At 66.0% G+C, this 21,224-nt stretch carries 23 protein-coding genes; 1 reads left to right on the top strand and 22 read right to left on the bottom strand.

From position 1 onward, the window contains the following. Positions 1–18: 18 nt before the first annotated feature. Positions 19–2,685: a T9SS type A sorting domain-containing protein gene (locus JW876_01825; protein MBN1884247.1), complete on the top strand. Its 2,667-nt coding sequence runs from the start codon at positions 19–21 to the stop codon at positions 2,683–2,685. 28 nt (positions 2,686–2,713) lie between these two features. Here JW876_01825 and JW876_01820 read toward each other — a convergent pair whose 3' ends face one another. The 22 genes from JW876_01820 to JW876_01715 all read right to left on the bottom strand — a co-directional run bounded on the left by JW876_01820 (position 2,714) and on the right by JW876_01715 (position 21,010). Next, on the bottom strand, positions 2,714–3,193 hold the full coding sequence (locus JW876_01820; GenBank protein MBN1884246.1) for a hydrogenase maturation protease: 480 nt from the start codon (positions 3,191–3,193) through the stop codon (positions 2,714–2,716). Positions 3,194–3,303: 110 nt separating this feature from the next. After that, positions 3,304–3,930: a 4Fe-4S dicluster domain-containing protein gene (locus JW876_01815; protein ID MBN1884245.1), complete on the bottom strand. Its 627-nt coding sequence runs from the start codon at positions 3,928–3,930 to the stop codon at positions 3,304–3,306. A gap of 35 nt (positions 3,931–3,965) precedes the next feature. Continuing rightward, on the bottom strand, positions 3,966–4,307 hold the full coding sequence (locus tag JW876_01810; GenBank protein MBN1884244.1) for a Na+/H+ antiporter subunit G: 342 nt from the start codon (positions 4,305–4,307) through the stop codon (positions 3,966–3,968). Further along, positions 4,300–4,554, bottom strand: coding sequence for a cation:proton antiporter (locus JW876_01805; GenBank protein ID MBN1884243.1), 255 nt, complete (start codon positions 4,552–4,554; stop codon positions 4,300–4,302). Before JW876_01805 ends, JW876_01810 begins: the two co-directional genes overlap by 8 nt. Continuing rightward, complete coding sequence (locus JW876_01800; GenBank protein ID MBN1884242.1) at positions 4,554–5,039, bottom strand: Na+/H+ antiporter subunit E; 486 nt, start codon at positions 5,037–5,039, stop codon at positions 4,554–4,556. Before JW876_01800 ends, JW876_01805 begins: the two co-directional genes overlap by 1 nt. A gap of 27 nt (positions 5,040–5,066) precedes the next feature. Continuing rightward, positions 5,067–6,560, bottom strand: a complete 1,494-nt coding sequence (locus tag JW876_01795; protein ID MBN1884241.1) for an NADH/ubiquinone/plastoquinone (complex I) — start codon at positions 6,558–6,560, stop codon at positions 5,067–5,069. A gap of 16 nt (positions 6,561–6,576) precedes the next feature. Then, positions 6,577–6,927, bottom strand: coding sequence for an NADH-quinone oxidoreductase subunit K (locus JW876_01790; GenBank protein ID MBN1884240.1), 351 nt, complete (start codon positions 6,925–6,927; stop codon positions 6,577–6,579). A gap of 6 nt (positions 6,928–6,933) precedes the next feature. Then, positions 6,934–7,422 carry a hypothetical protein gene (locus JW876_01785; GenBank protein MBN1884239.1) on the bottom strand — a complete coding sequence of 163 codons (489 nt, stop codon included), beginning with the start codon at positions 7,420–7,422 and terminating at the stop codon, positions 6,934–6,936. Between the two features lie 13 nt (positions 7,423–7,435). Next, positions 7,436–8,029 (bottom strand): DUF4040 domain-containing protein, encoded by a 594-nt coding sequence (locus JW876_01780; protein ID MBN1884238.1) that lies wholly within the window; start codon positions 8,027–8,029, stop codon positions 7,436–7,438. A gap of 19 nt (positions 8,030–8,048) precedes the next feature. Then, positions 8,049–9,902, bottom strand: coding sequence for a hypothetical protein (locus JW876_01775; protein MBN1884237.1), 1,854 nt, complete (start codon positions 9,900–9,902; stop codon positions 8,049–8,051). A gap of 13 nt (positions 9,903–9,915) precedes the next feature. Next, the gene (locus tag JW876_01770; GenBank protein MBN1884236.1) at positions 9,916–11,136 is read right to left on the bottom strand and encodes a nickel-dependent hydrogenase large subunit; all 1,221 of its coding nucleotides are present in this window, start codon (positions 11,134–11,136) and stop codon (positions 9,916–9,918) included. Between the two features lie 25 nt (positions 11,137–11,161). Further along, the gene (locus JW876_01765) at positions 11,162–11,683 is read right to left on the bottom strand and encodes an NADH-quinone oxidoreductase subunit C (protein ID MBN1884235.1); all 522 of its coding nucleotides are present in this window, start codon (positions 11,681–11,683) and stop codon (positions 11,162–11,164) included. 32 nt (positions 11,684–11,715) lie between these two features. After that, positions 11,716–12,129, bottom strand: a complete 414-nt coding sequence (locus tag JW876_01760; protein ID MBN1884234.1) for an NADH-quinone oxidoreductase subunit B family protein — start codon at positions 12,127–12,129, stop codon at positions 11,716–11,718. 20 nt (positions 12,130–12,149) lie between these two features. Beyond that, a complete protein-coding gene (locus tag JW876_01755; GenBank protein ID MBN1884233.1) occupies positions 12,150–13,082 on the bottom strand; it encodes an NADH-quinone oxidoreductase subunit H in 933 nt (310 codons plus the stop codon). A gap of 12 nt (positions 13,083–13,094) precedes the next feature. Next, positions 13,095–13,574, bottom strand: a complete 480-nt coding sequence (locus JW876_01750; GenBank protein ID MBN1884232.1) for a 4Fe-4S dicluster domain-containing protein — start codon at positions 13,572–13,574, stop codon at positions 13,095–13,097. Positions 13,575–13,576: 2 nt separating this feature from the next. Further along, positions 13,577–15,364, bottom strand: coding sequence for a molybdopterin-dependent oxidoreductase (locus JW876_01745; protein ID MBN1884231.1), 1,788 nt, complete (start codon positions 15,362–15,364; stop codon positions 13,577–13,579). A gap of 31 nt (positions 15,365–15,395) precedes the next feature. After that, positions 15,396–16,214, bottom strand: coding sequence for an FAD/NAD(P)-binding protein (locus JW876_01740; protein MBN1884230.1), 819 nt, complete (start codon positions 16,212–16,214; stop codon positions 15,396–15,398). Positions 16,215–16,226: 12 nt separating this feature from the next. After that, entirely contained in the window at positions 16,227–17,276 is a 1,050-nt protein-coding gene (locus JW876_01735; protein ID MBN1884229.1) for a 4Fe-4S dicluster domain-containing protein, read from the bottom strand. Positions 17,277–17,581: 305 nt separating this feature from the next. Continuing rightward, complete coding sequence (locus tag JW876_01730) at positions 17,582–18,499, bottom strand: redoxin domain-containing protein (GenBank protein ID MBN1884228.1); 918 nt, start codon at positions 18,497–18,499, stop codon at positions 17,582–17,584. 72 nt (positions 18,500–18,571) lie between these two features. Next, positions 18,572–19,393, bottom strand: a complete 822-nt coding sequence (locus JW876_01725) for a hypothetical protein (GenBank protein ID MBN1884227.1) — start codon at positions 19,391–19,393, stop codon at positions 18,572–18,574. Positions 19,394–19,402: 9 nt separating this feature from the next. Beyond that, the gene (locus tag JW876_01720) at positions 19,403–19,633 is read right to left on the bottom strand and encodes a hypothetical protein (protein ID MBN1884226.1); all 231 of its coding nucleotides are present in this window, start codon (positions 19,631–19,633) and stop codon (positions 19,403–19,405) included. Positions 19,634–19,828: 195 nt separating this feature from the next. Then, positions 19,829–21,010, bottom strand: a complete 1,182-nt coding sequence (locus JW876_01715) for a hypothetical protein (GenBank protein ID MBN1884225.1) — start codon at positions 21,008–21,010, stop codon at positions 19,829–19,831. Positions 21,011–21,224: the final 214 nt, after the last annotated feature.

The raw sequence follows: 21,224 nt of genomic DNA, 5'->3' as shown, positions 1-21,224 counted from the left end.
AACCGTGGAGGTCTGTTCATGAGATCCTTTTCCGCATCCTGTCTTCTCCTCTTTTTGGGCGTCTCGATCCTCGCCGCGGCCGCGGCCGTGGCGAGCGAGATCGAGTGGTCGGTGAACGGCGTCGCCGTCTGCACGTCGACCGGCCGCCAGCTGTGCCGGCACGTCCTGCGCGACGGTCGCGGGGGCGCGTTCATCGGGTGGATGGACGAGCGCGCCGGGTACGACTACCCCGAGTACTACGTCCAGAAGATCGATTCGTCGGGCGCGGTCCAGTGGACCTCGAACGGCGTCGCCGTCAAGAGCGGCAACGCGCCGACGCTCGCCTGGGGCCACCTGCGCCTCGCCGCCGACGGCGAGGGCGGCGTGATCGTCGTCTGGACGATGAACGCGGACACCCAGTCGCCATGCGACGTCTATGCCCAGCGGATCGATGCTGACGGCAACGAGGTATGGACGAGCGGGGGCGAGCTCGTGTACGAGAGCTACGGGAGCCCTCTCTTTCCGCGCATCGTCTCCGACTGGAACGGCGGCGCGATCGTCCTCTTCCAGGACGCGAACCTCCTGGCGCAGCGGATCGGCCCCGACGGCGAACCTCTCTGGGAAAACGCCGTGGTGGTCAGCAACGCGTACGAGGGCGATTACAACTACGAGATGGTCGCCGATGGCGAGGGCGGCGCGTTCATCGCGTACGCCAATCAGAACGGCGACATCATGCTCTACGCGCTCGACCGCGACGGCGGCAGCTCGTGGTTCGGCGGCGCCCGGACGGTCTGCGACGCGGACAGCCTCCAGTTCCAGCCCCGGATCATCGCCGACGGCGCCGGCGGTTGCATCGTCACCTGGTACGATGCGAGAAACCACGACTACGACCCCAATCCCGACGAGGCGGAGATCTACGCCCAGCGCTACGACGCTGACGGCACGCGGCTGTGGGCGAGCAACGGCGTCGAGGCGACGCCGACCCTCGCCATCACCGACCTCGATTACTACAGCGAGTACTCGGTGTCGACCGACGACTCCTGCGGCGTCATCATCGCCGTCCCGGACGGCGGCGAGGTCCTCGCGAGCCGCGTGCGCTGCGACGGCACGCGCGCGTGGGGCGCGAACGGCGTCGTCGTCTGCGCGTACGAATCCGATTGCCCGCATCCCTGCGTCGCGCCCGATGGCCGCGGCGGCGTCGTCGTCGCGTGGTGCGACGGGCGGAGCACCGACGCCATCTATGCACAGCGGCTCGATCGCTGCGGCCAGGCCGCATGGACGGCGAACGGCGTTGCGATCTGCTCCTCGAACGGCGAGCAGCATCATCCGATCCTCACCGATGGGGGCATCGTCGCCTGGTACGACTTCCGGAACGGCAACTATGACGTCTACGCACAGCGCCTCGCCCACCCCTCGCTGCAGTACGTGCCCGCCTGCGACCTGTGGGCGGAATACGAACGCGACGCCGGCACCGTCGCCGCAGACGGCGACACCTTCATGTGCGGGTGCCCCGGCGGCGACTGGGACCGCTTCGTCGTGGGCGTCGATCTCCTCGACGGCGACATGGAGGGCCCCCTGGTCGCCGGTGACCTGACGATGGCGACATGCTCGGCCGGGGGCCGCTACGTCTTCTGGCTCGATCCGGTCCACGCCGATTCGACGGCCACGTCCGGCAACGGCTGGGAGACGACCCTCTCCGATTCCTGCTCCAGCGTCGACACCCCCGGGCCGGGCGACGACTGCGCGGCCGATTCGCTCCTCGTCCGCTTCCGGGAATTCGTGCTCGGGCACGCCGGCGGCATCGTCGTCAAGAGCCCCGACTACAACGCGGACGGCACGGTCAACCTGAGCGACATCTCCTTCTTCGGCGAAACCTACAACAAGCAGCGGGGCGACGCCGGCTACAACGACTACTTCGACTTCAACGGCGACGACAGGACGAACCTGTCCGACTACTCCTTCATGGGAGAGCACTACTACCACGGCCTGCCGATTTACGCTCCCGCGCCGCTCTATCTCGCGACGAACGGCCGCGCCGCCGCCGGGGCCCGTCTCGCGACGCGGCGCATCGGCGACCGGCTCTGCGTCACCGTGCGTCTCGCGCCGCGTACGGCGATCCCGGTAGCGACCCTTGGGTTCGACGGATCAACCGGCGCCGTCCGCTTCGCCGCCTGGGAGCCGAATCCGTCCTGCGCCGTGGCCTCAGTGGCCACGCCGGTCCGTAACCACGGACGGGACCTGATCCTCCTCTCCGCCTTCTCGCTCGACAACGCGGAGGGCGGCGAGATCGAGCTCGGCACGATGGTCTTCGACGTCGTCGGCGCGGCCGATCCCGACGGGGTCGCGTGCCTCTTCGGCGAGGCGCTCGCCGCCGACGGCTCGATCCTGTCCGTCGAGGTCGCCGGCGTCGTCGACGACGTTCCGCCCGCAAGGAACGCGCTCGGCGCCGCCTACCCCAATCCCTTCAACCCGACGACCTGCATCGCCTTCTCGATCGACCGGGACGCGCGCGTCGTCCTCGCCGTCTACGACGTGACCGGCGCACTCGTGCGCACCCTCGTAAACGAGCATCGCCCCGCCGCGCGGTACTCGGTCGTCTGGGACGGCACGGACGATCGCGGCTCGCGCGTCGCGAGCGGTGTCTACTTCTACCGCGTCAAGACGGCATTTTTCGAGCAGTCACGGAAGATGGTTCTCTTGCGCTAGGAGGTTTCTGCGGAAATTCGGGGGCGCCTCAGGGCGCCCCCGCCGCCCGCTCGATCGCGTCGGCGAGGGCTTCGACGCCGGCGCGGACCTCGTCGGAGAGGCCGGCGTCCAGCTCGATCGACTTCGGCTGCACGCCCACGAGGAAGGCGTCGCCGTCCCAGTCGTTCTCGAGAAAGCGGATCGTGAAGTGGAGCGAGAGGCGGTGGGTGCTGCTCGCCGAGACCATCAGCTTCCCGAGGGGGATGATTTGGAAGACGCCCGGCTCGGCTCCCATCTCGACGGCGTCGACGAAGAGGACGCTCTCGAGCCCCTCCTTCGCCGGCCAGCCGCCGTAGTTCTCCGGGACCTCCGTCGCGTCGACGACCGGCGCGGCGATCTTCCGCCCGGCCAGCACGGCGGCGAGGGCCGGACCGGCCCCGTCGTCACCCCGGAAATCGTTTCCCACGCAGACGACGCCGAAGCGCCTGCCGCGGAGCCGTTCGACGATCTTTCCGGCCTCGTCCGTCATCGATCCTCGCCCTTTCGTCCGGCCGGCGTCCCGCGGTCGGGGTTGGCCGGCGTCCCGAAAAAAAAGGCCCCCCGGCGGGGGCCCCGTCGCATGTCCGTCTCTTCCCCTCGTCAGCTCTGTCCCCACTCGTCGGTGAGGATGTAGGAGGCGCGGCAGTTCGGGCAGAGGATACGGATGAAGTCCTGCCGTTCGAGACCGCGTTCGGCCTCGCGGGGCGCCGTCTCCTCGACCAGCTTCAGCTCGCCCATCTTCGCCACCATGAAGGTCTGGTTGGCGAAGGCGAGCTCGCCGAGCCTGCGCGCCATCCACGTCACGTGGTCGACAGCGGTGATCACGCCCCCGCACTTCTCGCAGAAGAGAAGCTCCTTCTCGTGCTCGTTGATGTTGGTCGCCGGGTCGAGCGTCGACTTCTCGAAGTCGGGATCGAGCTCGATCCCCTTCTTCGTGATGCAGTAGACGAAGCACTGGGAGCAGAAGATGCACTTGCCCCAGTCGCGCGTGATCCGGCGGACGAGCCGGCCCTTCTCCTCGCTGAACTCGTCGGCGATCTCGATCGCGCCGGCGGGGCAGACCTGGCCGCACGCGCCGCAGCCGACGCACTCGTCGGGGACGTACGTGGGCGTGCCCCGGAAATGAGCGGGGACCGTCGGCGCCACCTTGGGGAACTTGCTCGTGTACGGGCCCGTGAACAGTGCGTTCAGGGCCTCCTTCAGCTCTCTGAGTTTCGGTTTCCGCATGGCCGGTCTGAACCCCCGGTGTCGTTACGTGATCGTCAATTGTCCTCGGCGCCCTCGCGGTCCTCCGCGTACTTGTCCATGACGCTGCCCTCCCAGAGGCGGATCCCCGAGCGGTGGGCGGCGCGCGCGATGGCGTGCGCCCCCGTCGGCGATGTCAGCAGCACGAACCAGATGCACAGCAGCGCCTTCATGCCCATCGAGTTGAATCCCGTGTAGAAGGGGACGCTCAACAGGATCATGCAGGTGCCGAGCGTGACGCATTTCGTCGCCGCCTGGAGGCGGTTGTAGATGTCGGGGAGCCGCACCAGCCCGATGCACCCGACGACGTCGAAGGAGATGCCCACGATGAGCAGTATCAGTCCGATCGTCTCACTCATCGAAACCCCTCCCTTCGAGATACTTGGCCAGGGCGAGGGTGCCGATGAAGCTGAGCAGCGCCCACGAGATGCCGATGTTCATGTAGAGGTCCTTCCCCGTGATGATGGTGTAGAGGGCGCAGAACCCCACCACCAGCGTGCCGAGAATGTCGATCGCGACCGTCCGGTCCGGCGCGGTCGGGCCCTTCCCGACCCGGTACATGCACAGGAAGATGCACAGAATCAATAGCGCGATAATTGCGTTCACTACTCGAACACCCTTTCTAGCAGCTTCTCGAACCGCCGCACGATGATCTCCGTCTCCTTCTCGGGATCCTCGGATGTGATGTTGATCCAGTGCACGTAGAGATGGTCGTCGATCATGTCGACGCTGAGCGTTCCCGGCGTGAGCGTGATCGAGTTGGCGAGGAAGGTCCTCGCCATGTCGGTCTTGAGCGCCGTCCGCACCTTCACGATGCCCGGCCGGATCGGCATGTAGATGTTCAGCACGCGGTAGGCCACGTCGAAATTCGCCCTGACGACGAAGGCGATGAAGACGACGGTGTAGACGATCATCCAGAAGAGCCGCACGGGGCTGAAGATGTAGACCGCGCCGTGGGGGAAGATGTCACCGAGCAGCAGCTCGGCGAGCAGGCAGACGACAACGCCGACGAGCACTTCCTGCCACTGGAGCGACCAGGTCAGCAGCAGCCAGACGATCATCAGGATGATAAAGTGAATGATGCGTTTCATCTTCTCCCTTTTCCCTTTTCCGGCCCCTTACAAGAGGTTGATGTACGCCACCTGGTCCAGGAGGGCGTCCTTGGCCGCCTGGAGCATATGCGAGTCGACGAACGTGTATCCCACTCCCATCGCGAGGCAGAGAAGCGCGAGGATGACGAGCGGCAGCGTCATGGCGAAGGGCGCTTCCCGCACCGAGGCGAGGGCGGCCGGCAACGAGCCGAAGAGCACGTCGCGCTGCAGCTTGAGGAAGTAGAACAGGGTCACGAACCCCACGGCCACGGCGACGATGCCGTAGATCATGTATCCGCCCTTGAAAAGGGCGATGAAGATCAGGAGTTTCGAGACGAACCCGTTGAAGGGCGGCAGCCCGGCGATCGACATCGAGCCGATGGCCGTCGCGACGCCGGTGACCGGCATCTTCCTGATGAGCCCGCCGAGCTTGTGCAGGTCTCTCGTGCCGGTGCAGTATTCGACGGCGCCGGAAGCGAGGAAGAGGAGCGACTTGAAGACGGCGTGGTTGACGAGGTGGAAGAGCCCGCCGACGAGCCCGAAGGCGGCGACGACCGGCGTCGCCGCGGGGTTGAGCGCCACGCCGACGCCGATCAGCACGTATCCCATCTGGCTGATCGACGAATAGGCGAGCATCCGCTTGAAATCGCTCTGGCCGATCGCGATGAGCCCGGCGACGACCATCGAGAGGGCCCCGAGGAACATCAGTATCGAGGCCACGAGGGCGTTCCGCCCGATGACGTGGAACATGACGCGCATGATCGTGTAGATCCCGAGCGCCTTGATCAGCACCCCGGAGAGCATCGCGGAGATCGGCGCCGGCGCGCTCGGGTGGGCGTCGGGCAGCCAGGCGTGGAAGGGCACCGTGGAGGCCTTCAAACCGAAGCCCATGATGAAGAGGGCGATGACGAAGGCCACGGCCCGGTTCATCCCCACGAGGGCGAGCTGCTGCGCCATGTCCGGCATGTTCAGCGTGCCGGTCATCGAGTACATGAAGGCGATCCCGAAGAGGACGGCCGTCGAGGCGACGCTCCCGAGGATCAGGTACTTGAAGGAGGCCTCGAGCTCCCGCCGCCCCGTGCCGAACCCGACGAGGGCGTAGGAGGCGATCGACGCGATCTCGAGGAAGACGTAGAGGTTGAACAGGTCGCCCGTGATGACGACGCCGTTCATCCCCGCGATCATCAGCATGTAGAGCGTGAAATACTTCGGCTTGGCCGTGTAGGTGGTCATGTACCGGAGCGAGAAGATCATGGCGAGGAAGCCGATGACGTTGATCACCACCAGCATGAGCGTGCTCAGGCCGTCGTTGACGAGGAGGATGCCCCAGGGGGCGTCGTGCCCACCGACGTGGTAGACGAAGGACGGCTCGAAGAGCATGAGGACCGCCATGACGGCCAGCGCCCCGGTCACGACGAAGGCGATGACGTCGGCGAACTTCTGGTTGATCTTCGTCACGAGGAGGTTGAAGAACGCCGCCGCGAGCGGTAACGCCGTGAATAACGGATAATATCCCTGCATGTGCACCCCGGCTTGTCTAGCCCCTGAGCCTGTTGATCTCTGACATGTCGAACGTCTTGTACTTCTCGTAGATGCGCAGGCACATCGACACCATCAGGGCGAGCACGCCGAGCCCGATCACGATGGAGGTCAACACGAGCGCCTGCGGCAACGGGTCGACCGCGTGCTCGACGATCTCGCCGCTCTTCATCCCCTTGAGCAGGATCGGCGCGACGCCCCCCTGCCTGTACCCGAGCAGGACGAGGAAGAGGTTGATGGAGTACTCCGTGATGGTGATCCCGATGATCTTCTTCACGATATTCTTCTTCGCGATGAGGCAGTAGAGCCCCATCACCAGCAACACCAGGGAAAGGAAGTACAGGATCATCCGTCGTCACTCCTCGTTCTGGTCTTCCCCGATTTGTTCGTAGATGAACCGGCCGAAGATCGACAGCGCGATGAACACGGCGAAGACCGACGCGGTCACCTTCAGGCCGATGGCGATATTGCACAGGGGGATCGTCCCCGCGCTGACCAGGTCGAACATCCTGCCCTTCGGGAGGAAGTTCAGGAAGAACACGCCCCCGAGATAGCCGAGAAGCCCGATCGAGACGAAGAGAAGGGCCCCGGAGTTGTCGAGGATCGACGCCCCCGTGTTGCTCAGCTTCCCCAAGGCGAGCTCCTTGCCGAATGCGAGGGTCAGGATGATGTAGCCGCAGGCGAGTATCACCCCGCCGGCGAACCCGCCCCCCGGGGTCAGGTGCCCGTAGAGGACGATGTATGCGCCGAAGATCACGATGATGCCCATGGCGAAACGGACGATCGTCTTCACGATGGGGGTCATGCCCTTGGTCTGGTCGTTGATCAGCTCGTTCTTGTCCATCGCCGGCTCCCCCCTAGAAGCCCTCGAACGTCTTCTTTATGTCGTCGTCCTCGAGGATCCCGAACTTCTCGTGATCCTCCTCGCCGGCCTTCTTGCGCCCGCGCCGCCGCAGGATCACGAAGGCGCCGACGATCGAGGTGAAGAGCACCGTCGCCTCGCCGACCGTGTCGTATCCCCGGAAATCGAGGAGGACGCTCGTCACGATGTTCGTCGCGCCCGTCTTCTCGGCCCCCGTGCGGAGGTAGTGGTCGGAGACCCGCATGAGGGGCTCGCCGAACCGGGGCAGCTCCTGGATGGCGAACCACGCGAAGATCAGAAACAGCCCGAAGAAGATGAGGCTCGAGACGAAGGGGAAGGTGTCCCTGCCGCCCTCGATCGCCGTGTTGTCGGTCGTGATGGTCGCGCGGATCAGGATCACGAGGATCAGGATCTCGACGACCACTTGCGTGATCGCGATGTCGGGGGCCCCGAGCATCAGGAACGCGATGCTGAGACTGAATCCGACGACGCCCACCGAGATGACCGAGGAAAGGAGGTTCTTCGTCTCGATCGCCACGAGCGACCCGATGATCATGAACGCCAGCAATAACAGGAGAAAGATCTCCATCCTTCCGCCTTTCCCTGCCCTAGAAGTGGAACATCAGTATGAACGCAATCACTCCCAGCCCGATGATCGCCCAGGACAGGTACGTGCTGAGAATCCCGTTGTGAAGCCCCCGCAGCACCTGGACGAAGGCGCCCCCGAGCCTGCCGATGACATTGTACGGATCGAGCGCCCCCTTCTCGCCGTCGCGGAATCCCGCGCTGAAGAGGGGGTTGAGCTCGGTTACGGTCTTGTAGAAATGCGTTCCCGGTATCCGCGTCTCCTCCCGGTCCATGATGTTGCCGCCGACCCAGGGATTCTCGTCGACGCGGACGTGGCGCATGTTGCTCAACGCGTAGAGGAGGAGGCCGACGACGACCCCGATCACGATCATCACCGTGGCCGGGCCGGGGCTCCAGAGGCCGCCGGCGACGTCGATCTCCCCGCCGGTGAAGACGATCCCCGTGCTTCCCACGGCCGGCGCGATGAAGCGCTCGATCGGGTACCGGGCGAACACGCCGAAGGCGACGCAGAGGATCGCGAGGAAGATCATCGGCAGCTGCATCGAGAAATCCACCTCGCGCACACCCTCGAGCCGCTCCGGTCGCCGTCCGAGGAAGAGGGAGTGGATGACCTTGACGAAGGAGGCGAGCGTCAGGGCCGAACCGAATATGGCGACGACGAGGAAGACGATCTGCCGTCCCTCGAGCATCCCCTGGTAGACGAGCCATTTCGAGGCGAAGCCGTTGAAGGGCGGCACGCCGGAGATCGACAGGGCCGCGACGAGCGTGGTGACGAAGGTCACCGGCATCAGCCGGGCGAGGCCGCCGAGCTTGTCCAGCTCGGTCGTTCCGGCGCGCTTCTCCACCGCGCCCGCCGAGAGGAAGAGCCCGCTCTTGTAGACGGCGTTGTTCAGCATGTGGAAGAGCCCGCCGACGATCGCGACGGGGATCCCGCTCCCCACGCCGAGCACCATGTAGCCCACCTGGCTCACCGCGTGGAAGGAGAGGAGCTTCTTGAGATCGTGCTGGACGAGGGCCATCAGGACCGCGAAGAGGATCGTGACCGCGCCGACGATCATCATCACCAGCGAGAGCGCCGATCCGCCCTGGATGCGGCAGATGTCGAGCGAGATCCTCGCCAGCAGGTAGATGCCGAGGAGTTTGTCGAGGGCCGCCGGGAGGAAGGCCATCACCGAGGCGTGCGTCGATTTCGCGATCGCGGGCACCCACGAGTGCAGCGGCATCGCCCCGGCCTTGGCGATCGCGCCGGCGAAGAGGAGCAGGAAGATCGCGACGCCGGTCGGGGTGGCCGTGGAGACGACGAGCCGGGACATGTCGAGCGTCCCGTAGTTGAACCAGGCGAGCAGCACGCCGAGCATGAGCGCGGCGTCGCTGATGCCGAGGACGGCGAAGCACTTCAGCCCGGCTTCCTCGTGCCCGGGGCCGCCCATGTTGACGAGCAGGTAGAGGAGCAGCGTGAGCATCTCCCAGAAGATCAGCAGCATCAGCAGGTTCGCCGAGAGGACGGCTCCCGCCGCGGCGGCGAGCGTCCAGAGGATGAAGGAGTAGTAGGCGCTCGACGTGTCGCGCTTCCACAGGTAGCCGATCGAGTAGAGGACGATCAGCACGGCGAAGAGCGAGACGAAGAGCAGGATGACGGCGCTGAAGCTGTAGAGCCGGAGACCGAAATCGAGCGCGAGCCCACCGCCGAAGTCGAAGAGGGTGAAGCCGAACTCGCCCGTCCCGACGCCGAAGAGCCGGATCGAGAGGAGGAACGTCCAGACCGCGGCGGCGAGAGCGACCAGGCCGGCCACCACCTTGCCTTTCCGCGGCACGAAGAGGGGGACGATCCCCGCGAGGGCCGGGATAACCAGGGGATAGAGAAGTGCGTTCATGTATCCTGCTCCATCAGTCGGCCGAGGGTCGACCTGTTCTGTTCCTGGACAGCCGTTTCCTGATCTGTTCGGTCTTCTCCTGCGACAGCCGGATGAGATCGGCCTCGGTCAGGACGCTCCTGTCGCCCGAGGAGGCGTCGACGACGCCGACCCGCTCGGTGCAGGAGTAGCACGGATCGACCGCGGCGGTGATCAGCCCGGCGTCCGCGACGGTGTTCCCCACGACGCTGTACTCGTTCGTGAGGATGTTGTTGAAGCTCGGGGCCCGGATCTTGTGCCGCATCGGCATGTTCCCGCCGTTCGAGCGGACGTAGTGGAGCACCTCGCCCCGCGGGGCCTCGTAGACGCCGATCCCCTCGCCGGGCGGGATCTCGTGCACCTCTGTGCAGATCGGCCCCTCCCCCAGCGCCTTGAGCTTCTCCAGGCTCTGGCGGATGATCTTGATCGCCTCGAAATTCTCGCGCTGCCGGACGACGGCCTTGTCGAAGACGTCCCCGTTCTCGCAGACGATGACGTCGAAATCCAGCTCGCCGTAGACGTCGATCGGGTGGTCGCGCCGGGCATCGATGTCGTAGCCGCCGGCGCGGGCCGTCGGACCGAGCGCACCGTACTCGCGGCACTTGTCGAGCGGAAGGATGCCGACGTTCTTCGTGCGCGCGTGGATGACCGGGTCGTCGACGATCGCGTTGGTGAGAAGCGCGTTCTTCTTCTCGAGCTCGTTCAGCATCGTGAGGATGTTCGGGATCTCCTCCGCCGGCACGTCGCGGCGCACTCCGCCGGGCCGCAGCATCGCGTAGTGGTTGCGGTTGCCCGTGACCGCCTCGAGGATGTCGAGGAGGGGCTCGCGGTATTTCCACGTCCACATGAAGACCGTGTTGTAGCCGAGGAAATGCCCCGCCAACCCGGTCCAGAGCAGGTGGCTGTGGAGCCGCTCCAGCTCGGCGATGATCGCGCGGATGTACTGCGCGCGGATCGGCACCTCGATCCCGGCGCAGTCCTCCACCGCCTTGACGTAGGCGTAGGGATGGGAGCAGGAGCAGATCCCGCAGACGCGCTCGACGAGGAAGGGCACCTGGTCCCACGTCTTGTGCTCGGAGAGGAGCTCGATCCCGCGGTGGCTCCATCCGATCGTTATGTCTATGTCGACGACCCGCTCCCCGTCCACGTGCAGCTCGAAGAACTCCGGTTCCTCGAGGATCGGATGGAACGGGCCGATCGGGATCTTTTTCACCATGTCCAGCTCACCTCTCTGCTGCGTGTCAGGGGTTCTTGCCCTTCAGCGGCCGCCCTGCGATCTCGTCGGCGCGCTCCTTCCCGTCGTCCCGAACGCGGGTGCATTCGAGCGATTCCTTGGTCTCGCGCCGCGCGGGATAGAAATCGTCGGGCCGGGTGTCGGCGCGCAGGAGCGGCCGGAGATCGGGGTGATGCCGGAAGAAGACCTCGTACATCTCCCACATCTCCCGCTCGATCCACTTCGCGCCCGGTATCAGGTTCGATATCGATTCGAGCTCGGGCTTCGGCTTGCGCGCGAACGTCTTGACCGTGAGATAGTAGTGCTCGGCGTCGACCGGGAAGAAGAACATGACCTCGACGCCGTCCCGGTCGTCGACGGCCACGCCCGTGTCGAACCGGCAGTCCAGGTCGTTGAAGACGAAGCCGGCGAGATCGGTCCAGATGTCGTTCTCCGCCCAGACGTAGACGCGGTCCGGCGAACGCTCCTCGATCCGGACGCTGTCGCCGAACCGGTCGCCTATCCGCTTCTTCAGTGCCTCTTTTTCCATTGCTTCTCTTTCCGTCCTTTGCCGATCCGCGTTCAGAGCGTGTTCAGTACCTTCACGACGCCGGCGATGATCGTCTCCGGTTTCGGCGGGCAGCCCGGGATGTACGCGTCGACGGGAATATGCTTGTCGACGGGCCCGACGATGTTGTACCCGTCGCGGAAGATCCCGCAGCGGCAGCCGCACGCGCCGATGACGATCACCTTGATCGGCCTCGGCGCCTGGTCGTAGAGGCGCTTCAGCCGCGGAAGCACGTTCCGGGTGACGGGGCCGCTGATCAGCAGCACGTCCGCGTGCCGGATGCTCCCGACGAGCACGATGCCGAACCGCTCCACGTCGAAACGCGGCGTGAGGGCGTCGAGCACCTCGATGTCGCAGTTGTTGCACGCCCCCGTGTTCACGTGGAAGACCCAGGGCGATTTCTTGAGAGCTTTCAGCGCCAAGGACATATCAGCATTTCCTCCGCGGCCTAGTATCCCAGCACGGCCAGGATCATGGCGACGACCGACAAAACGAACATCGGACCCCAGAAGAACCGGACCGCCTGGTCGATCCTCACGCGGGGGTTCGTGTTCTTGATGAGCACCATGATGACGATGATCGCGACGTACTTGAGGATCGACGTCAGGATGCGCCATCCGGCGAAGGCGATCCCGCCCCAGAACAGGGTGATGATGAATATCGGCAGCACGAAGAGCATCATGGCCATCGTCAGGCGAACGAGCGCGAGCGGGGCTCCCGAATACTCGATGTGGGAGCCGCCGGCGAGTTCGGTCTCCGCCTCCGGGATGTCGAAGGGGAGCATCGTCGCCTTCGCCTGCGCGCAGAAGATCATCACGATGAAGGCGAGGACGCCCGAGACGGATCCGAGCATGATCCCGTTCGCGTCCTGGTAGGCGACGATATCCTGGAAGGAGAAGCTTCCCGCCTTGTACACCGTGGTCAGCACGGCGAGGACGAGGGGCAGCTCGTAGGCGAAGAGCAGTTTCATCTCGCGGCTCGCCCCGAGGACGCCGAGGGGGTTGCCCGAGGCGCTGCCGCCGAGGATCATCGAGATCGCCGGGATCGTCATGACGTAGATCACGACGATCGTGTCGCCGACGAAGGAGGCCCCGGGATAGAGATTGACCATCCACAGGATCGTCGATGCGAGCGTGGCGCCGGCGAGCCCGACGACGGGCATGAGGAGGAATCCCGTGCGCCGCGCGTCGGCGGGCACGACGACCTCCTTGCCCATCAGTTTCACCGTGTCGGCGAAGGGCTGGTACCACGGGGGGCCTACCCGCCACTGCACGCGGGCCGTGACCTTCCGGTCCACCCAGGTGGTCAGCAGCCCGACGATCGCCGAGAAGAGGAATCCCGGGAACACGAGGTAGTTGAGCACGTACTTGGCAGCGTCCATGTGACCTCTCCGCTATCGCTTGAGCATGAAGCGGGTGAAATACCGTCCGCCCTCGACCGCGCGTTTCTGCATCTTCTCGAGGGTCGCGAGTTCCTCGAAGACCAGCGCGCCGGACGTGCAGGTCGCGACGCAGCGGGGCGTTTTCCCGTCGGCGACGCGGTCGTGGCAGAGATCGCACTTCGGCGAGACGTGCCACGTGGAATGCATGAACATCACGCCGAAGGGGCAGGACATGATGCACGACTTGCAGCCGATGCAGAGATGGCTCATGCGGATGATCGTGCCGTCCTCCTTCTTCTTGATCGCCTCCTGCGGGCAGACCTCGAGACACAGCGGCGTGTCGCAGTGACGGCAGTGCATCGGCAGGAGGGCCTCTTCCTCGACGTGGCCGTGCTTGAGCAGCCCCTGGTCGTGATGCCCCTGCGCGCAGGCGGCGGCGCAGGCGCGGCAGCCGATGCACAGGTTCATATTGATGTAGACTCTCTTCTCCATACTCAGCTCTTCTCACCCTGGCGTCCGACGGTCACCGGCACCGGCGCGAGGAGGATCTCCCCGTTCCCCTCGTCGAGCCGCCACGGGAACAGCCGGCGGACGGAGGGAAAGTGGATCGTCGCGCCGACGACCTTGCCGCAGAGCTTGGTCGTCGTTTCGACCGGCAGTACCGCGTCTCCGCCTTCCGAGGAAACCGTGACGCTGTCGCCAGACGACAGCTTCATCTCGTCGGCGAACTCGTTGGATATCATCAGCACGGGCCCGGGGCAGGTGACCGTGGACCAGTGGAACCGGCGGCTCAGCGACCCGTCGGCCGCGTGCGCCGGCTCGCTCCACGGTATGAGCACCACCTCGGCCGTATCGATCTCCCGCATCAGGTTCGTGTACGCGCTCCAGTCCGTGGCGACGACGGCGAAGGAGGCGGCTCTCGCCGCCGGGGCCTCGGCCGCCTCGTTCAGGTCGACGTCCATCTCCCCCGCGAGAAGGCGGATGAACTCGGCGTCGGTGACGGCGCCGCCCGGCGGGGGCAGCACGTCGCCGCGGACGAAGTCGTCGTTCGGATCGAAGGTCGGCCGCACCGTCCCCGTCTTCTCCATGAGACCGGCGGCGGGCAGAACCACCGTCGCGCGCGCCGCGGTCTGGTTCCAGAAGAGCTGCGTCGTGACGGTGAATTTCTTGTCGCGGAGCGCCTTCTCCACCGGCGCGGCCGGGTAGACCGAGAAGAGGTCCAGCCCCAGCAGCACGAGCGCCTTCAGCTCCGCCCCGCCGAGCTTCTTCATGACGTCCGGCGCGGCGGCGCCCGCGATCGCCCGGTGGATCCCCCACGTGTTCTGCTGGACGAACTGCGGCTCGAATACGGCCGTTCCCGGGCAGAGCCTCGTGGCCGCCTCGGTGAAGAGGGAGACGAGCCCGGGGGCTCCCATCCTGCCGAAGATATTCGAGACGAAGGAACGCACCCTCACCGCGCCGAGCATCGCCGCGGCGGCTCCCTCGATGTCGTCCTTCTTGACGCCGCCGAGGCGCTCGATCTCGTTCCAGTCGACGCCGGCGACGAAGGAGGCCAGCCCGTCGGGGAGCGCGGCGCCGCTCGCCGCGGCCGCCGCCTTGACGAGGCCGAGCGTGACCGCGGCCTCGCCTCCGGGCGCGCAGCGGAGATGCCTGTTGGCGAACCACGCGGCGTGGTTGACCTCGGGGCTCACGACGATGACCTCGCTTCCCCGCGCGCCGTACTTGCCCGGCAGCACCCGCTTGGCCGTGCAGGGGTGCTCGGAGAAGGAATCGCCGACGATCAGCGCGACCTGGCGCTCGCCGGGAGGCTTCGTCCCCGCCGGCTTGACGCCGGAGAGATCGCACGCGAGCCAGGCGCGGAAGAGCGGCGCGTCGTCCGGTGCGAAGAGCGCGATGTTCTTCGTGCCGATCCCCCGGGCGAGGGCCGCGGCGAGGGAGGCCTCCTCCACGGTGAGATTCTCGCCCAGCAGGATACCGATGTCGTCGGGGCCGCCCTCCTCGATCACCGCGGCGAGATTTTTCGCCGTCTCGGTGACGGCCGCGTCCCGGGTGGACCGTTCGCCGAGAACGAAGGAATCGCCCAGCCGTTCCGGGTGCGACAGGAACTCCACCGCCGCATTGCCGCGGGCGCAGAGGCTGCCGCCGTACTTCGAGTCCTCCCGCTCGTCCCAGTCGAGCGAGAGGAGCGACTCGGCGGTGAAGAGGGGGCCGCGCCCGCCGCCGCGCAGCACGAGGGGGCAGGCCAGCGAACAGAAGGAGCAGTTGTTTCGTAGGTCGCTCATGGGTACTGTCCCCGGGCTCGTTCGCCCTGGTTTAGCCGAATACGTTCGGAACGTGTTTGATCTTGTCGTAGCACATGTCGGGTCCGTCGACGCAGAGATAGTAATGGCCGACGTTGCACCGTCCGCACTTGCCCATGCCGCATGACATCTTCCGGTTCATCGAGAGATAGATCTGCGGCGGCTTGTATCCGACCTCGAGCAGTTTGAGGGTGACGAACTTGAGCATGATCTCCGGTCCGCAGGACAGCGCGTAGCTCTCGTCGAGGTTGATATCGAGGTCGTCGAGCAGGGTCGTCACCAGGCCGACGCGCCCGTCCCAGGCGGGCGCGGGGACGTCGATCGTGACGGTGAGATCGACGTTCGGCGCGATCCGGGACCACTCGTCGTACTGGCGTCGGAAGCAGAGCTCCTCGGGGCAGCGGGCCCCGTACTTGATCGAGATGCGCTCGTACCTCGACGGGTCGTCGAAGAGGGCGTAGATCAGCGCGCGCAACGGCGCGAGCCCGACGCCGCCGCCGACGACGAGCACTTCCTTGCCGACGAGCCGGTCGAGGGGATACCCCTTTCCGAAGGGCCCCCTGAGCCCGACCGCGGCGCCGGGCTTGAGGTCGTGGAGCGCGTCGGTGATCTTGCCGGTCTTCAGGATCGTGATCTCCATCCGCTCGGAGACGTTCGGATCCGAGGAGGGAGTGAACGGCGCCTCGCCGACCCCGGGGACCGTGAGCTGCATGAACTGGCCGGCGCGGAACTCGATCGGGCGGACCGGTTTCAGGCAGAATGTCTTGATGGTCGGGGTCTCGGTGATGATGTCCTCGACGACGGTGTCGATGGGATAGTACGGGTTCTTCATCCCACGCTCCCTCTACTCGGCGACCGTTGCGACGACCCGGCGGAAGGCATCGCGCATGTCGATGCCGGCCGAGCAGGTATCGATGCACCGGCCGCATCCGGTGCAGTAGATCGCCCCGTGACTCAACACGAGATAGTCGTACTTGTGATAGAAGCGATGCTTGACGCGATCGGTCAGCCGCGGCCGCGGCGTTCCCATCCCCGCCATGCGCGCGTACCCGGAGACCTGGCAGGAATCCCAGGTCATCACCCGCTGGCCGGTCTCCTCGCCGGATTTCTGGTCGTAGAGGAGGAAACAATAGCACGTGGGGCAGATGTTCGTGCATGCGCCGCACTCGACGCACCGCGCGGAGATCTCGTTCCAGACCTCGCTTGCCAGCGATGCGCGCAATTTCTCGGGAAGCCCCTCCGCGGCGGGATAGCCGCCGTTCTGCTCCTCGAGGAGGCGGACGACCTCGTTCCGTTTCTCGTCCCGCGCCTCCTTCTGCCCGTCGCGCGGCTCGGTGAAGAGCTCGCCGTGCTCCTCGACGATCGTCTTTCCGCGATCGGACCCGCTCTCGACGAGATACCCGCCGCCGACCTTCGACACGGCGAGGTCGAACCCGCTTTTCGGCCAGGGCCCGGCGCCGAGGAGGTTGCAGAAGCAGGAATCCCCGCACCCGGTGCAGTCGGCGCCGATGACGATCATTTTCTCGCGCCGCGCGCGATAGAACGGATCCTCGAACTCGCCCTCGAGGAGGACCTTGTCGACGAGCTCGAGCGCGGCGATGTCGCAGGCGCGCGCGCCGACGACGATCGTCACGGGCCCGTTCGCCGCCTCGATCTCGTCGACGTCCGGGGACGGGTACTCCGCCACGGGGCGCCGCAGCAGCTGCGCGATCCCCTTGAGCGGCTCGACCGTCCGGATGCCTTCGAGCGTCATCTCCCCGGGCAGGGGAAATGCCTCGACGTGCTCGAGGTGGAGCTTGCCGGTCTCCTCGTTCCGCACAGGAACATAAAGCTCTCCGTCGCCGGAGAGCTTCTTCAGCAGTCTCTCGAAATTCGTCGCATCGATAAAGCGCATATTGCCGTTCCGCGTTAGCCGGCGTCGGGGCTCGCCGACGGCTTTCGAACGTTCAATTGACTTCCGTTCCCCCCCGGAGGGCAAAATCAGGCCGTATTGTATTCACAGGCATCGGCGGGGTGTCAAGCGGTATTTTTCAGGGAAACCGAATCTTCGCCACGATATGCAGAACGTCATTCGGCCTTTGCGGACGGCATTTCTTCGCGACATGTCCGCGTCCATGATACGGACGCGGAATGACGACATCCCCCCGTGCCGGACAGCCGCGGGGCGTGCCGGCATCGGGATCGGCCGCGCCTCGCCGGCTATTCGGCGAGGAGTTTCGCGACGGCGCTGCGGAGCTCCTCGCCGCGAACCGACTTGTACCGGATCGTGCCGGCGCGGTCGATGAGGAAGGTCGCCGGGATGGCGCTCACCGCGTAGGTGCGGCCGATCTCGGCCTGCCACCCCTTGCCGTCGAAGACCATCGGCCAGGGCAGTTGCTGCTCGTCGACGTAGCTCTTGAATTTCCCCTCGGTCTGGTCGAGGGAGATGCCGAGGATCTCGAATCCCCCGTCGTGGAAATCCTCGTAGATCTTCTTGACGTTCGGCATCTCGGCGCGGCAGGGAGCGCACCAGGACGCCCAGAAATCGAGAAGGACGACCGAGCCGCGGAGACCGGCCAGCGAGACGTTCCCGCCGTTGTAGGCCGTGGCGGTGAAATCGATCGCCGGCATCCCGATCTTCAGTTTCTTGAGCGTATCGATCCGCCCGAGCTCGGCCGCGGCCGCCTGGGCGATCTTCGGGTTGGCGACGGTCCCCTCGCGCACGATCATGCGGAGCGCCGGCTCGGCCTTCTCGTACTCCTCGACGGCGATGTAGGAGGAGGCGAGAACGTACCGGGCCATGATCTCCTCGCTCGGATCGCGCCTGGCATCGATCGAGAAGTAGGCCTCCAGCGCGGTCACGGCCTCCCCGGACCGCCCCATCCTGGAGTAGAGGTGTCCCAGGTTGAGCAGCGCGCCGGCCCGTTCGGGCGCATCGGGCCACTGCTCGATGAAGGCGGTGAGCCGTTTCTCGGCCTCGTCGACGAATGCCTGGCCCGGCGAGTTCTTGCTGAGCGTCCGCAGATCGTCGAGCAGAACGCGGTAGGCGTCGGCCGCGTTCTCCTGCGCGGCGGCCGGCCCGGCGAGGGCGGCGAAACCGAGGGCGAGCGCGGTCAGAATCATGACCGTTTTTCTCATGCTATTTCTCCTTCAATGAACGGGGGCGCCCGACGGCGCCCCCGTTTGAATCCGTCGGCCGGCCGTGCGGCATCAATCGCCGGAGGAGGTGATCCGCACCGATCCCATGATCTTGACGGGGATCTCCTCGTACCCCGGGTAGTTCGTCAGGATGCGCAGGTTGCCCACGTACTTGCCGGGCTCGCTCGGGGGCCGCACGCGCACGGTGCAGCGGAAGGACTTGCCCGGCTGCACCTCCTTGATGCTCACGCTGATGTCGTCCCGGTCGGCGATGATGTCCCTGATCTTCAGGGAGTCGGCGCGCGCGGCGATGACCGTGATCACCCGGTCGAAGCTCTTCGACGTCCCCTCGCGCACCTGCATCTCGCGCATGATGACGTTCTTGGGATGGACCTCGACATCGGGGGTGATCGTCATCCGGACGCTCAGCTTCTTCTCCTTGAGCTTCGGGAAATCCGTCTCGAGATAGAGATCGCCCACGTAGTGGTGCCCCGCCTCGAGATCGACCTTCGTCGCGAGGCGGACGCGGTACTGCCGTCCCGCCTCGATCTCCTCGATCGTCACGGAGAGCTTGTCCGCGAGGGTCTCCGAGTCGCGGTTGCCCTCCGCCCAATGGTAGCCGGTGATCCTGATCGGCGTGTCGAGGTGGCTGATCACGTCCGTCTCCAGCCTGAGCGTCTCGTCGGCGAAGCCGGAGAGGTAGAGATCCCTCGTGACGTCGAAGACCTTCGTGACGTCGCCGTCGACGTGCACGATCATCTTCCGGTTGGTCGGGTCGTTCGTCGTGATCGTGAAGCTTTTCCGGAAATGTCCCGGATGGATCTTGTGCCCGTAGATCTTTATGCCTATCGTTCCTTCCTGCCCGGGAAGGATGACCTTTTCATAGTCGGCCACGGAGCAGCCTCAACCAGGGCGCACATTCAGGATGTGCAGCTCGCCCTCCCCCCTGTTGCTGACCGTGAAGGTATACTCGATGTCCTCGCCTTCCATGAATTCGCCGAGGTCGACGCTCGGCTTCTCGATGTAGAGCTCGGGCGGCTTCTCGTCCTTCTTCGCCAGGCATGCAACCGAGAGGAAGACGAGAAGAAGCAGGCCCGTGACGAGCGTCGTCGCGATGTGTCGTCTCCTGTTCACTCCTGTCCCTTCCCGCCGGCTCGCCAGGCCGGCGTCTTCGCTATTCGTCCGAGAAAAAGAAACCCGATCTCACGGACCCGTCCGCATCGGGCGGGCGATCGGGTGCGGCCTTCCGGCCGCGTACTGTATTATAGGTGAGCGCGCGCGGAGAGTTCCACGAAAAAACGCGCCCCGGCGATCCCGGCCCGGCGAACGTCAGGAGTCGCCGGCGGGACGGGGCCGGATCATCTCGACCCACCAGAGCCCGGCGATCCCCGGCAGGAGATCGAGCGGCGCCTCGATCTCGTACACGCCCCCGTCGTAGGCGTCCACCGACGCGCCGAGGACGCGGAGATCCTCGCGGAACCCCCCGTCGTCGCCGTTCAGCGACCAGACCCTCATGCCGCGGACACCGCCGATCGGAACGACAGGCGGATACTTGTACCCGGGGAGGTGCAACCCGATCCACCGGAACAGGGCCCGTGGAACGAGCTCCTCGAGGACGATCTCCGGGGTGATGTCGACGATGAAGGCGCGATCGTTCAGCTTGCGGTAGAAGACGACGCCGCGCGCGAAGAGGTCGTCCCGTTCGTCCCAGTCGAGCGGCCACGCCGTCTGGAGCAGGCAGACGATCGGCTCGTCTCCGCGCCCCTCGTCGACCAGCCGTTGCAGCTCCTCGACGAGCGCCCGGTCGGTTGGATCGGGGAGGATCGTGCCGCCGGGGAGGGTGATCGCCCAGGGGTCGTCCATCTCCTCCGCCCAGACGATCATGCCGCCGGGGAGGAAGGGGGGGGCCGGACCGGTGATCGCGTCGATGTACGTTCCGCCGCCGTCCGGGATCGCTCCGCCGCCCAACTCGCCCGGTATCCGCCCGCTTCGCGGCGAAACCACGACGGGGCGCGACCCGTCAGGGTCCACGATCCGCCGCCGGTCGTCGGGGTTCTCCTTCGTCTTCGTTCCGGCCTCGCCGGACGGGACGACGGGATCCTTCCGCCGCCATCGCCGGAGATCCCGCGCCGGCGGCAGGGGATCGTTCGCGGCGGGCCCGGCCGGGCGAGCGGACGGATCAACCGGGGAGGCCGGGGGATCGCCGGCGCCGCCCGCCGGGCGGGCCGGCGTTTCCTTCCGCCTGCGGCGCTCGGTGTCGCGGTCGGGGCGGCCGACGGGCGTCCGCCTGACATCCCGGTCGCCGTCCGTGCGGTTCGGCCGTGTCGCCTCCCCGCCTGCGCGGTCGTCTTCCCCGTTCGTTTGGCGCTTTGTTCGCCGTTCCGCCTCGCGGTCGCGTTTGCCGTCGTCCTTCTTCTTCTCCTGGGCGTTCACCCCGGTCGCGGCGAGCAGGAACGCCGCCGCGAGCAGGATCAGCGCCCATCCGTTCCGTCGTCCGATCCACCGTCTCATCGCCTCGCCCCTTTCGTTCGATCCGATCGGTTCGTTTACCGGCATGATAGCACAATTCGCCGCGTCCCGCCGCGTTGTCCGGCACCGGCTCCCCCCCGGCACGGGGACGTTTTTGGTTGCATTCGGCCGGACATCGTCTAGATTAGTGCTGTAACGACCGATACGACAACCCCTGCCCGGCGAGCGGCCGCCGGGGAAACGCGGCCGCCCGCGC

The organism is Candidatus Krumholzibacteriota bacterium (genome assembly GCA_016931295.1).
Classification (GTDB): domain Bacteria; phylum Krumholzibacteriota; class Krumholzibacteriia; order Krumholzibacteriales; family Krumholzibacteriaceae; genus JAFGEZ01.
This window is presented reverse-complemented; position numbering and strand designations above follow the sequence as displayed.